Annotated in this window: 15 protein-coding genes and 3 pseudogenes; 8 read left to right on the top strand and 10 right to left on the bottom strand. The window is 61.1% G+C overall.

The window, feature by feature from the left end; all coding sequences use genetic code 11:
- Positions 1-245, top strand: a pseudogene (tdh, locus tag EN925_RS07875) (L-threonine 3-dehydrogenase); the annotation flags it as partial.
- A gap of 8 nt (positions 246-253) precedes the next feature.
- Here tdh and EN925_RS07870 read toward each other — a convergent pair.
- On the bottom strand, positions 254-760 hold the full coding sequence (locus tag EN925_RS07870; protein WP_013532320.1) for a DUF2380 domain-containing protein: 507 nt from the start codon (positions 758-760) through the stop codon (positions 254-256).
- Positions 761-904: 144 nt separating this feature from the next.
- Complete coding sequence (locus EN925_RS07865) at positions 905-1378, bottom strand: MarR family transcriptional regulator (protein WP_024505603.1); 474 nt, start codon at positions 1376-1378, stop codon at positions 905-907.
- Positions 1379-1465: 87 nt separating this feature from the next.
- Between EN925_RS07865 and hmgA the strand changes: the two genes are divergently transcribed.
- The 5 genes and pseudogenes from hmgA to EN925_RS40590 form a co-directional block, all read left to right on the top strand.
- Positions 1466-2779, top strand: coding sequence for a homogentisate 1,2-dioxygenase (gene hmgA / locus EN925_RS07860; protein WP_127368617.1), 1314 nt, complete (start codon positions 1466-1468; stop codon positions 2777-2779).
- Positions 2780-2790: 11 nt separating this feature from the next.
- Positions 2791-3678 carry an MBL fold metallo-hydrolase gene (locus EN925_RS07855; protein WP_064995500.1) on the top strand — a complete coding sequence of 296 codons (888 nt, stop codon included), beginning with the start codon at positions 2791-2793 and terminating at the stop codon, positions 3676-3678.
- The gene (locus EN925_RS07850) at positions 3675-4688 is read left to right on the top strand and encodes a fumarylacetoacetate hydrolase family protein (protein WP_013532316.1); all 1014 of its coding nucleotides are present in this window, start codon (positions 3675-3677) and stop codon (positions 4686-4688) included. Before EN925_RS07855 ends, EN925_RS07850 begins: the two co-directional genes overlap by 4 nt.
- A 4-nt stretch (positions 4689-4692) precedes the next feature.
- Positions 4693-4980 (top strand): hypothetical protein, encoded by a 288-nt coding sequence (locus tag EN925_RS07845; protein WP_127384541.1) that lies wholly within the window; start codon positions 4693-4695, stop codon positions 4978-4980.
- 4 nt (positions 4981-4984) lie between these two features.
- A pseudogene (locus tag EN925_RS40590) lies at positions 4985-5080 on the top strand (damage-inducible protein DinB); the annotation flags it as partial.
- A gap of 27 nt (positions 5081-5107) precedes the next feature.
- Here EN925_RS40590 and EN925_RS07835 read toward each other — a convergent pair.
- From EN925_RS07835 to hppD, 3 genes are all read right to left on the bottom strand, one after another.
- The gene (locus tag EN925_RS07835; RefSeq protein ID WP_013532314.1) at positions 5108-5482 is read right to left on the bottom strand and encodes a type II toxin-antitoxin system VapC family toxin; all 375 of its coding nucleotides are present in this window, start codon (positions 5480-5482) and stop codon (positions 5108-5110) included.
- Positions 5479-5706, bottom strand: coding sequence for a type II toxin-antitoxin system prevent-host-death family antitoxin (locus EN925_RS07830; RefSeq protein WP_013532313.1), 228 nt, complete (start codon positions 5704-5706; stop codon positions 5479-5481). The genes EN925_RS07835 and EN925_RS07830 overlap by 4 nt, the downstream gene beginning before the upstream one ends.
- A 62-nt stretch (positions 5707-5768) precedes the next feature.
- Positions 5769-6881, bottom strand: a complete 1113-nt coding sequence (hppD, locus tag EN925_RS07825; RefSeq protein WP_127370170.1) for a 4-hydroxyphenylpyruvate dioxygenase — start codon at positions 6879-6881, stop codon at positions 5769-5771.
- 138 nt (positions 6882-7019) lie between these two features.
- Here hppD and EN925_RS07820 point away from each other — a divergent pair, with 138 nt between their 5' ends.
- Positions 7020-7487 (top strand): Lrp/AsnC family transcriptional regulator, encoded by a 468-nt coding sequence (locus EN925_RS07820; protein ID WP_127370171.1) that lies wholly within the window; start codon positions 7020-7022, stop codon positions 7485-7487.
- A gap of 77 nt (positions 7488-7564) precedes the next feature.
- On the opposite strand, the gene EN925_RS07815 is transcribed toward EN925_RS07820, so the two are convergent.
- The 4 genes from EN925_RS07815 to aztA all read right to left on the bottom strand — a co-directional run bounded on the left by EN925_RS07815 (position 7565) and on the right by aztA (position 10704).
- Entirely contained in the window at positions 7565-7903 is a 339-nt protein-coding gene (locus EN925_RS07815) for a TIGR01244 family sulfur transferase (protein ID WP_127384542.1), read from the bottom strand.
- A gap of 150 nt (positions 7904-8053) precedes the next feature.
- The gene (aztC, locus tag EN925_RS07810; protein ID WP_013532309.1) at positions 8054-8995 is read right to left on the bottom strand and encodes a zinc ABC transporter substrate-binding protein AztC; all 942 of its coding nucleotides are present in this window, start codon (positions 8993-8995) and stop codon (positions 8054-8056) included.
- Positions 8996-9022: 27 nt separating this feature from the next.
- Positions 9023-9898 carry a zinc ABC transporter permease AztB gene (aztB, locus tag EN925_RS07805; protein WP_127369792.1) on the bottom strand — a complete coding sequence of 292 codons (876 nt, stop codon included), beginning with the start codon at positions 9896-9898 and terminating at the stop codon, positions 9023-9025.
- Positions 9898-10704, bottom strand: a complete 807-nt coding sequence (aztA, locus tag EN925_RS07800; RefSeq protein WP_127369791.1) for a zinc ABC transporter ATP-binding protein AztA — start codon at positions 10702-10704, stop codon at positions 9898-9900. The genes aztB and aztA overlap by 1 nt, the downstream gene beginning before the upstream one ends.
- Positions 10705-10930: 226 nt before the next feature.
- Here aztA and EN925_RS07795 point away from each other — a divergent pair, with 226 nt between their 5' ends.
- Positions 10931-11275 carry a RidA family protein gene (locus EN925_RS07795; protein ID WP_013532306.1) on the top strand — a complete coding sequence of 115 codons (345 nt, stop codon included), beginning with the start codon at positions 10931-10933 and terminating at the stop codon, positions 11273-11275.
- Between the two features lie 45 nt (positions 11276-11320).
- Here EN925_RS07795 and EN925_RS07790 read toward each other — a convergent pair.
- Positions 11321-11451: pseudogene (locus tag EN925_RS07790) on the bottom strand (histidine utilization repressor); the annotation flags it as partial.

Here is an 11451-nt window from a genome sequence, read left to right as displayed (position 1 = left end):
CCATTCTGGGCATCGCCCCGACCGGATTCGAGATCGACTGGAACAAGGTCATCTTCAAGATGCTGCATCTCAAGGGCATCTATGGCCGTGAGATGTTCGAGACCTGGTACAAGATGATCGCGCTGGTGCAGGGGCCGCTGGATGTTTCCGGGCTTATCACGCACCGCATCGGCATCGACGATTTCCAAGCCGGCTTCGATGCAATGCGCAGCGGCAGTTCCGGCAAGGTGGTGATGGATTGGTAGATGCCGCCCTAACGCAGAATTCTGTTTTTCATCAGCCATTTCACGGAGCGGGGCCACGCGTAGTTCGCACCCATGCGAAGATCGGTAAACCCCTCCGAAACATGTTTCCCGGTTTCGGCGTCAAGGATGCGAATGAACATAGTATGTTCTGTTCGGTTGACGCGCGTTACGACGCCAAGCAAGGCAAGCGACGCGCCGTGCTCCTTGGCAATCGGGCCTTCACAACCAGCGCAGTTGCGCAATCCGTGCGGCGCCGCAGCCTGTGTATCCCTCGCCGGCACATCAATTACTGTAAAACGCCCAGACTGGGAGAGCATGTCCTTAGCAACTTGTGCTGATTCCGACAGATAGCGCCTGTCATATTCATCCGGGGGAATTATTCCCGCCCCGGCGCTCTTGTCCTCCAATTCGAAAGGGAACACTTCGATCGACATCGGCTTTGTCTGCTGCGCCTGCGCAAATGTGCAGGTGCCTACAAGCAGCGTCACCAGGACACTTAATGTGCGAATGCTCATCGTATCCTCCTGACGGTATGATGGGCATTATATGCGGCCTGACAACGCAAATCACGATTAAATCGAAAGCAATGCTATGCTTCGGGAGTTTCCACGCAGTCTCGCTCGAACTCCGTCGTTCAGAGTGATTGGCTTGATCTTGGACTAACTCTTGCTCGGGACCAGACTGGTCTCCAATGCAGCCAGTCCGCTGGTGATCGCCGTGCGCTCTTCAGCGCTGAGCCTTGCCAGCAAATCCCGTTCGAACGCCTTCGCCAGCGGCACCATCTCGCGATAGGCGGCAAGCCCCGTTCCGGTCAGCGTCAGATGTTCGATACGGCGATCTTTCTCATCAGGTGTCCGCATCAACCAGCGCCGCCGCTCGAGTTCAGCCACGGCGCGTGAAACCTTGGTCTTGTGCATAGCCGATTGCTCGCCGAGTTCGGTCGCAGTCATCGTTCCATGCTGCCCCAGCCCCGAAAGGGTGCGCCATTCCGGCCGCGTCAGGCCATGGCTGTCCTTGTATATCCTCGAAAATTCGCGGCTGACGGCGTCGGCAAGCCGGTAGAGCCGGTAGGGCAGGAAGTTTTCCAGATTGAGAATTTCAGCCGCGTCGGACGCTTCGCTCCTGATCGCCATTTTTCAAAGCCGCCATTGATGGTTACATTTTCGATGGTTACAAATGAAACCAGTTTGGTCAATTGATATCCATTTCGGGAGGAAGCAATGGCCTTTTCCTATATGCCGGGCTTCGGCAACGATTTTGAGACCGAGACGCTGCCCGGCTCGTTGCCGCAGGGACGGAATTCGCCGCAGCGGCCGGCCTACGGCCTCTATGCCGAGCAGCTTTCAGGCTCGCCCTTCACCGCGCCGCGCGGCACCAATGAGCGGTCCTGGCTCTACCGCATCCGGCCGAGCGTCAAGCACACCGGCCGCTTCAAGGCGGCGAGCTATCCCTTGTGGAAGAGTGCGCCCAATGTCGGCGATCATGAACTGGCGCTCGGCCAGTATCGCTGGAACCCGGTGCCGATGCCGAAGGAGCCGACCGATTTCATCGCCGGTATGCGCAGCATCACAACCGCTGGCGACGTGCTCGGGCAGACCGGCATGGCGGCGCATGTCTATGTCGCCAACACCTCGATGGCGGACGATCATTTTTTCAATGCCGACGGCGAGTTGCTGGTCGTGCCGCAAGTCGGCGCATTGCGCTTCGTCACCGAGATGGGCGTCATTGAGCTGCGGCCCGGCGAGATCGCGGTGTTGCCACGCGGTCTGGTCTTCAAGGTCGAGCTGGTCGACGCCGAAGTGCGCGGCTACGTCTGTGAGAACTACGGCGCCAAGCTGACGCTGCCCGATCGCGGCCCGATCGGCGCCAATTGCCTGGCCAACCCACGCGATTTCAAGACGCCTGGCGCATGGTTCGAGGAGAAGGAAACGCCGTGCCGGCTGATCGTGAAATGGTGCGGCAATTTCCATGTCACCGAGATCGGCCATTCGCCGCTCGATGTCGTTGCCTGGCACGGCAACTATGGGCCCTACAAATATGATCTGGCGACCTTTTCACCGGTCGGAGCGCTTTTGTTCGACCATCCCGACCCGTCGATCTTCACGGTGCTGACCGCGCCGAGCGGCGAGGAGGGCACGGCCAACATCGACTTCGTCATCTTTCCGCCGCGCTGGCTGGTGGCCGAAGATACCTTCCGGCCGCCCTGGTACCACCGCAACATCATGAGCGAGTTCATGGGCCTGATCCACGGCCAGTACGACGCCAAGGAAGAAGGCTTTGTGCCTGGCGGCATCAGCCTGCACAATCTGATGCTGGCCCATGGGCCGGATGCGCCTGGCTTTGAAAAGGCCTCGCGCGCGGAGCTGAAACCGGTCAAGCTCGACAACACCATGGCCTTCATGTTCGAGACCCGATTTCCGCAGATGCTGACCCGCTACGGCGCCGAGCTCGAAACCCGGCAGGACAACTACATCGACTGCTGGGCCGACCTGAAGAAGCGTTTCAACGGCACGCCCGAGGGCGACTGGTCTTGATCACCGAGCCAATGCCGGATCGGCTGGTGCTTTTGGGCTCGAAGGGTGGCCCGGCATTGCGGCCGGGTGGTCCATGGCCGAGTTCGTCGCTGCTGCAGATCGGCGGCCGCAGCATCGTCGTCGACTGCGGCCTTGGCGTGACGCGTGGTCTGGTCGATGCCGGCATCAGCCTGAAGTCGCTCGACCTGATCTTCATCACGCATCTGCACTCCGACCATGTGCTGGAACTGGGGCCGCTGATCCACACCGCCTGGACGGCGGGCCTCGCGACGCCCGTCGGCGTGTTCGGCCCGCCCGGCACCGGTCATTACTGGCGGCGCTTTTGCCAGGCGATGGAGTTCGACATCGAGATCCGCATCGTTGACGAAGGCCGGCCGGATATTCGCGATCTGGTGTCGATCGGCGAATTCGGCGAAGGCCAGGTGGTCGCGCAGGGCGGCTTGACGGTTTCGGCGCTGCGCGTCGAGCATCCGCCGGTGACCGATTGTTTTGCGCTGCGCTTCGAGCATGGCGCCAAAAGCGTCGTGTTCTCCGCCGATACGGCCTTTTATCCGCCGCTCGCCGATTTTGCCCGAGGCGCCGACATCCTCGTCCACGAGGCAATGCTGGAAGAGGGCATCGAGCGACTGGTGGCCAGGACCGGCAATGGTGCGCGCCTCAGAGAGCATCTGCTCGCCAGCCACAGCTTTGCCGAAGAGGCCGGCAGCATCGCAAGCGATGCCGGCGTGAAGAGATTGGTGCTCAACCACCTTATTCCGGCCGACGATTCTTTGATAGGCGAGGCCGACTGGACTGCCGCTGTCAGGAAAACTTGGAACGGCGACTTGACGATCGCCCGCGACGGTCTTGTTGTGGGCTTAAGCAGCGCCAAAGCTGCAGCAGGAGAGGAAACCGCATGAAGCTTGCCACATTGAAGGACGGGACGCGCGACGGGAAACTCGTCGTCGTCTCGCGCGACCTGACACGCTTCACCGACGCCTCGTTCCTGGTTCGCACGCTGCAGGCGGCGCTCGACGACTGGCGGCGCATCGCCCCGCATCTCGCGACAATAGCGGAATCGCTTGAGAACAATGCGATGCCGGCGGAGCGCTTCCACGAACATGACGCCCATTCGCCGCTGCCGCGTGCCTATCAATGGGCCGATGGCTCGGCTTACGTGAACCATGTCGAGCTGGTGCGCAAAGCGCGCGGCGCCGAGATGCCGGCGAGCTTCTGGACCGACCCGCTGATCTACCAGGGCGGCTCGGATTCTTTCATTCCGCCACGTGATCCGATCCGCACGGCTGACGAAGCCTTCGGCATCGACATGGAGGGCGAGGTCGCTGTCATCGTCGACGATGTGCCGATGGGTGCAAGCCTCGAAGAAGCAAAGGCAGCGATCCGACTGGTCATGCTGGTCAACGACGTTACGTTGCGCGCGCTCACCGGACCGGAACTGGAGAAAGGTTTCGGTTTTTTCCAATCAAAGCCGTCCTCGGCGTTTTCGCCGGTCGCTGTGACGCCGGACGAACTGGGTGATGCCTGGGACGGCGGCAAGGTCAGCCTGCCGCTGCTTGCCGATCTCAACGGCAAGCCGTTCGGCCGCGCCAATGCCGGTATCGACATGACCTTCGACTTTCCTGCGCTGATCGTTCATGCAGCAAGGACACGGCCATTGGCCGCCGGCACGATCATCGGTTCCGGCACCGTCTCCAACAAGCTAGACGGCGGGCCGGGCAAGCCTGTCTCGGCCGGTGGCGCCGGCTATTCCTGCATCGCCGAACTGCGCATGATCGAAACCATTGTGTCGGGCGAACCCAAAACGCCGTTCCTGCGCTTCGGCGACACGGTGCGCATCGAGATGAAGGACAAAACCGGGCATTCGATCTTCGGCGCCATCGAACAGAAGGTCGAGAAATACGAGAGGTGAGGGCATGACGGGGGGCTATCTGCTTGCTGGTGTCTGGGCACTCGCCATACTGGCGGTCTTCATCCAGGCGATCCGGCTGAGCTATCGCATCGAGGCGCGATCGCCCGACCTGACCAACCGCAGCGGCTTTCCGCGCAAGGCGATGATGTTCCACACCATCACCAACATGGACGTCGCGCGGGACGCGGAAACGCAGAGCATGCGTCGGCGTATGAACTGGTTGCTGCTGATCGTTCTTGCTGGATTTGTCGTTATGTGGGCGGGCTTGTATCTGTCGCGGTCAACCGGATGACGTGATGAGCCTGCCCGACTACCCGCGCAGCATGGCCGGCAACAATCTCTGGTCGAACGACCGACTCTACCGCGCGGTATTGTCCCTTCAGCCCGGCGAAAGAGGTCAAGCGGCTGGGCTTGGGCGATCAGGCCAATACGACGTCATAGGCTGAAAATTGCCGATCCGCGGAGACCAACGTCAGGCCTTCAATTTGGGTCTGCGCAATAAGCAGGCGGTCGAAGGGATCGCGGTGGTGAAGCGGCAGATGTTCAAGTCTCGCCGCGTGTAGTTCGTTTACGCCGAGAATCGGAATCCCGTTCGATCGCAGGATGTCCACGATGTCGCCTGTGAGCGTCACTTTGCCGAGCGATTTCTTGATGGCGATCTCGGCCACCGAGACGGCGCTGACGATCACATCCTTGCCTGTGAGAAAGATATCGCGATGATGATCCGAAAGACGTGAATCGGCGTTGAGTACCCAAAGCAGAATATGGGTATCGACCAGATATCTGCGGCTCATTTAATATACTCGTCCCATTCGGGACCGAGTTCATCAAAATCATCCGATATCCAAATCTGGCCTTTCAGGGCGCCAAGCAAGCCTTTGCTCCCACCAGCCCGAACGGGAGCGCTCAAGGTTGCGACAACCTCTCCATGTCGGGTCAGATGGATCTCTTCGCCAGCCTGGGCACGTTTCACCAATTCGGAAAGCTGAGCCTTCGCTTTTGCCATGGGGATATTCATAGATGACCTCTTATGACCAGAATTTAGGTCATAATTGGCCGGGCCGCAAGTGAGTTCGATGGCTATTCCGCCGCCTGAACCTTGATCACGCCACGCTTGATCTGATCCTGCTCGATCGATTCGAACAGCGCGCGGAAATTGCCTTCGCCAAAACCTTCGTCGCCCTTGCGCTGGATGAACTCGAAGAAGATTGGGCCGATCACGGTTTTCGAAAAAATCTGCAGCAGGATCTTGGTCATGCCGCCGTCGACTACGCCTTCGCCGTCGATCAGGATGCCGTGCTTCTTCATCCGCTCGATCGGTTCGTCATGGCCATTCACGCGGTCATACGACATATCGTAGTAGGTTTCAGGCGGGCCGGGCATGAACTTCAGCCCGTTGGCGGCGAGCTTGTCGGTGGCCTCGTAGATTTCGTCGGTGCCGACGGCGATGTGCTGGATGCCTTCGCCATTGTACTTCTTCAGGTACTCGGCGATCTGGCTGGTCTCGTCCTTGGACTCGTTGAGCGGAATGCGGATCTTGCCGCAGGGCGAGGTGATGGCGCGGCTGACCAGGCCGGTGATCTTGCCATCGATGTCGAAGAAATGGATCTGCTTGAAGCCGAACAGGTTGCGGTAGAAATCCCACCATTTGTCCATCTGGCCGCGATAGACATTGTGGGTCAGGTGATCGAGATAGTAGAAGCCGACGCCTTCCGGCCGCGGGTCGCGCGCACCCAGCCACTCGAACTCGGCGTCATAGGCCGAGCCCTTCTTGCCGTAGGTCTCGATGAAATAGAGCAGCGAGCCGCCAATGCCCACGATCGCCGGCACGTCCAGCGCCTTGTCGGCACCTTCGTAAGGTGTGGCACCCTTGGCAACGGCATGATCGAAGGCGTGTTTGGCGTCGACCACCCGCCAGGCCATCGAGGCGGCGCAAGGGCCGTGCTTGTCGACGAACTTCATCGCATGCGAGCCGGGTTCGGCATTGACGACATAGTTGATGTCGCCCTGGCGCCAGACGGTGATGTCCTTCGTGCGGTGCTTGGCCACCGCGACATAGCCCATGCGGGTGAACAGCTCAGCCAGCTTTTGCGGCTCCGGATGCGCGAATTCGACGAACTCGAACCCATCGGTGCCGGCCGGGTTGTCCTTGCTGATCCTGGCGGGCGGGGCGTCGTGCGGGAAGGGACCCATAATATTCCTCCGAAAGCTGGCCTGGCCTGAAAAGGCGATTTGACACGATGATAACGCGGAGGAGGCGCACGGTGCTTGCATTCAAACGCTTGAAATGATGATGTCATGCGTGAAGCGTGCATGATGTGGGGGAAAGCCATGGATGAGGCGCGCATTGACCAGTTCGACCGCAAGATAATGGCACTGTTGCAGGGTGATGCGCGGCTGACCAACAACGATCTTTCGGAGCGGGTGAACCTGTCGGCGTCGCAATGCTCGCGCCGCCGTCAGCGGCTGGAGGAGGACGGCTTCATCAGGGGCTATCGCGCCGTTCTCGACCGCGACAAGCTCGGTTTTTCCCTGGTCAGCGTCATTTCGGTCACGCTCGCCACCCACAATCGCGACAATGCAAGGCGCTTCAGCGAACTGGTGGCGCGGCTGCCCGAAGTGCAGGAAGCGCACGCGCTGACCGGCGAGATGGACTACATCCTGAAAGTGGTGACGCCGGATCTCAAATCATTGTCGGAATTCGTCAACGGCGTGCTACTGCCGCACGAATCCGTGCAGCACGTGAAGACGGCGATCGTGCTGGAGACGCTGAAGGAAACCGGCGCGCTGCCGATTTAATCTGAGCGGATATCATTGATACGTCGGCAGGCCAGAGGGGGTGTGAAGGATCGCCAGCCTAATGACGGAAGGGCCGTTCAACCCTTCGACTGCTGGATCAGTCCATAGAGATTGGTGCAGCGGGCGCCGGAACGGCAATAGGCGAAGACCGGGCCGTCGAGTTCCTCGAGCGCTTCGGCCTGATCCTCGACATTCTCGGCCGTGATCTGGCCGCTGATCACCGGAATGTAGCGGAAGGCGAGGCCTGCAGCTTCGACCGCTGCCCCGACGGTGTCGGCAGAAGGCTGGCCCGGCTGTTCGTCATCGGGCCGGTTGCAGATGATGCTCTTGAAGCCGGCTTTCTTGATGGCGGCGACGTCTTCGGGCTGGATCTGGCCCGAAACCGAATAGTCCTCGCTGATTTCGCGGTATTCCATGGCAGCATCCTCGCAAACTGGTCAGGTGGCAGTCTTGCCACTCCCCGACATGGGCGGCAATCCGTGCCGAAGGATTTCTCTGCCAAATAGACATTGCGTGCCAGAAAATCCAACCGGGCCGATGCGGCCCGGCTGGACGATCCTTCAAACTCAGCTGCCGAGAATAGCGCCTTTGATCTGACGGATGTTGTTGTGCATCATATCGATATAGGTCGCGGCCGGGCCGTCGGGCTGCGACAGCGCGTCCGAATAGAGCGTGCCGCCGACCTTGATGCCGGTTTCGCTGGCGATCTGCTCGATCAGGCGCGGGTTGGTGATGTTCTCGACGAAGATCGCAGCCGCCTTGTCCTGCTTCACCTGATTGACCAGCTTGGCAACGTCTGCGGCGGATGGTTCGGAGTCGGTCGACACCCCTTGCGGGGCGAGGAAGGTCAGGCCGTATGCATGTTCGAAATAGCCGAAGGCGTCGTGCGAGGTGATGACGACGCGCTTGCTCTCCGGGATCGAGGCAATTGCCGCTTTCACTTCACCTTCGACCGCATCAAGCTTCTTGGTGTAGGCGGCGGCATTGGTCTGGTAGCTGACGCAGCCTTCCGAATCGGCCGCGCAGAAAGCCTCGGCGATGTTCTTCACATAGATCCTGGCGTTGGCAATCGACTGGAATGCGTGGGGATCGGTGACCGTCTTGCCGCCGCCGGTGCCGGCACCTTCGGCCGCGTCGGCATCGGCGAATTCAGGCTTGAAATCGATCGGCGTCACGCCCTTGGTCAAGGTGATGATCGAGGCCTTGGTGGCACTGGCATCGACCAGCCGCTGCAGAAAACCTTCGAAATGCAGGCCGTTGACCAGCACGATGTCGGCCTTGGCCATGGCCACCGCATCGGCCGGGCTCGGCTCGTAGACATGGGCATCGCCATCCGGCCCGACGATGGTGGTGACATCGATGCGGTCGCCGCCGACATTTTTGGCGAAATCGGCAATGACGGTGAAGCTGGCGACCACTTTCAGCGGTGCCGCGAAGGCCGACGATGCGCCAAAGGCGGTTAATGTTATAACGCTCATCGCCAGGGCAGCATGGATGGATTTCAGCATAGAGGGGTCTCCTTCTAGGGGCGGGGATCAGGCCGTTCTGTGACGGTGATGGATGATGCGCGCGCGCAGGATGCCGCGCGTGCCGAATAGGATCGAGGCGAAATAGACGACGCCGGCCGACAGGATGATGGCCGGGCCGGATGGCAGCGAGGCGTGATAGGACAAAAGCAGCCCGGCGACGCAGGATGCGAAGCCGATCAGTACGGCCAGCACGCACATCGGCTCGACGCGAACCGTCCAGAAGCGGGCGGCCGCGGCCGGCAGCATCATCAGCCCAACCGACAGAAGCGTGCCGAGCGCCTGGAAGCCGCCGACGAGGTTGAGTACGACAAGGCCGAGGAAGATGAAATGCACCGGGCTGCCGAGCCGGCTGACCGAGCGCAGGAACAGCGGGTCGAGGCATTCGGCGACCAGCGCCCGCCAGAAGATGGCGAGGCTGACCAGCGTCACCGTGACGATGCCGCCGATCAGCGTCAGGGCCTCGTCATTGAGCGCCAGCACGGTGCCGAACAGCACATGCATGAGATCGACGCTGGAACCGCGGATCGACACCATCAGCACGCCGATGGCGAGCGAAATCAGGTAGAAAGCCGCCATCGAGGCGTCTTCGCGCTGGATGGTGAAACGCGAGACGGCGCCGGCGCCGAGCGCGACGATGACGCCGGCGATCAGGCCGCCGATGGTCATCGGCAGGATTTCCAGCCCATAGAACAGGAAGCCGGCGGCTGCACCGGGCAGGATTGCGTGCGCCATGGCGTCGCCCGACAGGCTCATGCGCCGCAGCATCAGGAAGACGCCGATCGGGCAGGCGCCGAGTGACAGCATCAGCGAACCGATCAACGCCCGCTGCATGAAGGCGAAATCGGCGAAGGGCGCGATGACAAGGCCGTAAAGCATGTCCATCAAGCAGCCCTCGGTCCGACGCCATGTTGGTGATCGTGATCGTGGCCATGGTGATCGTGACCATGAGCGTCCTCGCCCGGCTCGCACCAGGGTGCATTTTCTTCCCAGGCCTCGTGAAAACGGCGGGCGCGCAACAGATTTTCAGGCTTCAGCGTTTCCCGGGTTTCGCCCCAGGCGATCGGCTGGCGGGCCAGAAGCAGCGTTTCGGGGAAATTCTGCCGCACCAGATCCAGATCGTGGACGACGACCATGATGGTGCGTTCCTCGCCATGCCAGTGCTTGATCAGCGCAATGAGGTCGCCGACCGTCTTGGCGTCGACGGCGTTGAAGGGTTCGTCGAGCAGGATGAGGTCGGCGTCCTGCAGCAGGACCCGCGCAAACAGCGTGCGCTGCAACTGGCCGCCCGACAGCGTGTCGATCGGCCGCTTCTCGAAGCCGCCGAGGCCGACCGCCATCAGCGCCTTGCTGACGTCATCGCGATCTTCCCTGGTGTAGCGGCCAAGCAGGCCGCGCCGTGGCCACAGGCCGAGCGAAACCAGATCCACCACCCGTGCCGGAAAGGAGCGGTCGAGCTCCGATTGCTGCGGCAGATAGGCGGCACGTACACCGGGCGCGCGGATAACCTCGCCGGCCATGGGCTTCAGGACGCCGACAATGCCTTTCATCAGCGTCGATTTGCCGGAGCCGTTGGCGCCGACCACAGCGGTCAACGAGCCCTTCCGGATGGTGCCGTCGAGATGATGGATCGCCGGATGGCTGCCGTAGCCAAGCGTCAGGTCGCGGAATGTCAGGCAGGTATTTGTCATTCTGCGATCCGTAGGCGGCGAAATCCGGCTGCTGCCAGCGGCCGATTGGATATGTGATGTTATTACATTAGTCAACAAGCCAATCCGGCGGAATTGCGGCCGCAGGGTCAACTTGCCGTGTGTGCGTATCATATGCCGTTGGCCCAAGGGGATTCGACCTGGCGACCTTGCCCCAAGCCGGTCGCGACTCTAAAGAAGCGCAACCGCCACAGGAAGGAACCATCCAATGAGCATTCGTCGCATCGATGTCGGCCCGCGCATGAGCCAGATCGTCATCCATGGCAATACCGTCTATCTGGCTGGTCAGGTCGGCCAGCCAACCGGCAATGTCGCTTCGCAGACCAGGGACATCCTGGCGGCTGTCGACGAATTGCTGGCCAAGGCTGGCTCCGACAAGACCAAGATCCTGCAGGCGATCATCTGGCTGGCCGACATGAGCACCTTTGCCGAGATGAACGCGGAATGGGACAAGTGGGTGCCGCAGGGCAACACGCCGGCCCGCGCCACCGGCGAAGCAAAGCTCGCCGCCCCGGAATATCTGGTCGAGATTATTATTACCGCTGCGATTTGAGGCGTTGAAGCTGCCAATCTCCCCCCACGTGGGGGGAGATCAGCCTCACCCCTGCGGCCTGAACCTCGCCACCAGCGTGTGGCTCTCGGCCGCGTAGGTGAAGCGCACATGGGTGACCGGGTGCTCGGCGCTCCACGTCCGTCGCTCGACCACCAGGCAGGGCGCACCCGTTTCTA

The sequence above is a fragment of the Mesorhizobium sp. M7A.F.Ca.US.006.04.2.1 genome (genome assembly GCF_004022915.1).
Taxonomy (GTDB): domain Bacteria; phylum Pseudomonadota; class Alphaproteobacteria; order Rhizobiales; family Rhizobiaceae; genus Mesorhizobium; species Mesorhizobium ciceri.
Note: the sequence above shows the minus strand (reverse complement) of the source record. Positions and strands in the feature narration are given on the sequence as shown.

Bases quoted from the DNA above. Each gene is read 5' to 3' on its own strand.
- EN925_RS07870 (WP_013532320.1), bottom strand. From the start codon at position 760: ATGAGCATTCGCACATTAAGTGTCCTGGTGACGCTGCTTGTAGGCACC.
- EN925_RS07865 (WP_024505603.1), bottom strand. From the start codon at position 1,378: ATGGCGATCAGGAGCGAAGCGTCCGACGCGGCTGAAATTCTCAATCTG.
- hmgA (WP_127368617.1), top strand. From the start codon at position 1,466: ATGGCCTTTTCCTATATGCCGGGCTTCGGCAACGATTTTGAGACCGAG.
- EN925_RS07855 (WP_064995500.1), top strand. From the start codon at position 2,791: ATGCCGGATCGGCTGGTGCTTTTGGGCTCGAAGGGTGGCCCGGCATTG.
- EN925_RS07850 (WP_013532316.1), top strand. From the start codon at position 3,675: ATGAAGCTTGCCACATTGAAGGACGGGACGCGCGACGGGAAACTCGTC.
- EN925_RS07845 (WP_127384541.1), top strand. From the start codon at position 4,693: ATGACGGGGGGCTATCTGCTTGCTGGTGTCTGGGCACTCGCCATACTG.
- EN925_RS07835 (WP_013532314.1), bottom strand. From the start codon at position 5,482: ATGAGCCGCAGATATCTGGTCGATACCCATATTCTGCTTTGGGTACTC.
- EN925_RS07830 (WP_013532313.1), bottom strand. From the start codon at position 5,706: ATGAATATCCCCATGGCAAAAGCGAAGGCTCAGCTTTCCGAATTGGTG.
- hppD (WP_127370170.1), bottom strand. From the start codon at position 6,881: ATGGGTCCCTTCCCGCACGACGCCCCGCCCGCCAGGATCAGCAAGGAC.
- EN925_RS07820 (WP_127370171.1), top strand. From the start codon at position 7,020: ATGGATGAGGCGCGCATTGACCAGTTCGACCGCAAGATAATGGCACTG.
- EN925_RS07815 (WP_127384542.1), bottom strand. From the start codon at position 7,903: ATGGAATACCGCGAAATCAGCGAGGACTATTCGGTTTCGGGCCAGATC.
- aztC (WP_013532309.1), bottom strand. From the start codon at position 8,995: ATGCTGAAATCCATCCATGCTGCCCTGGCGATGAGCGTTATAACATTA.
- aztB (WP_127369792.1), bottom strand. From the start codon at position 9,898: ATGGACATGCTTTACGGCCTTGTCATCGCGCCCTTCGCCGATTTCGCC.
- aztA (WP_127369791.1), bottom strand. From the start codon at position 10,704: ATGACAAATACCTGCCTGACATTCCGCGACCTGACGCTTGGCTACGGC.
- EN925_RS07795 (WP_013532306.1), top strand. From the start codon at position 10,931: ATGAGCATTCGTCGCATCGATGTCGGCCCGCGCATGAGCCAGATCGTC.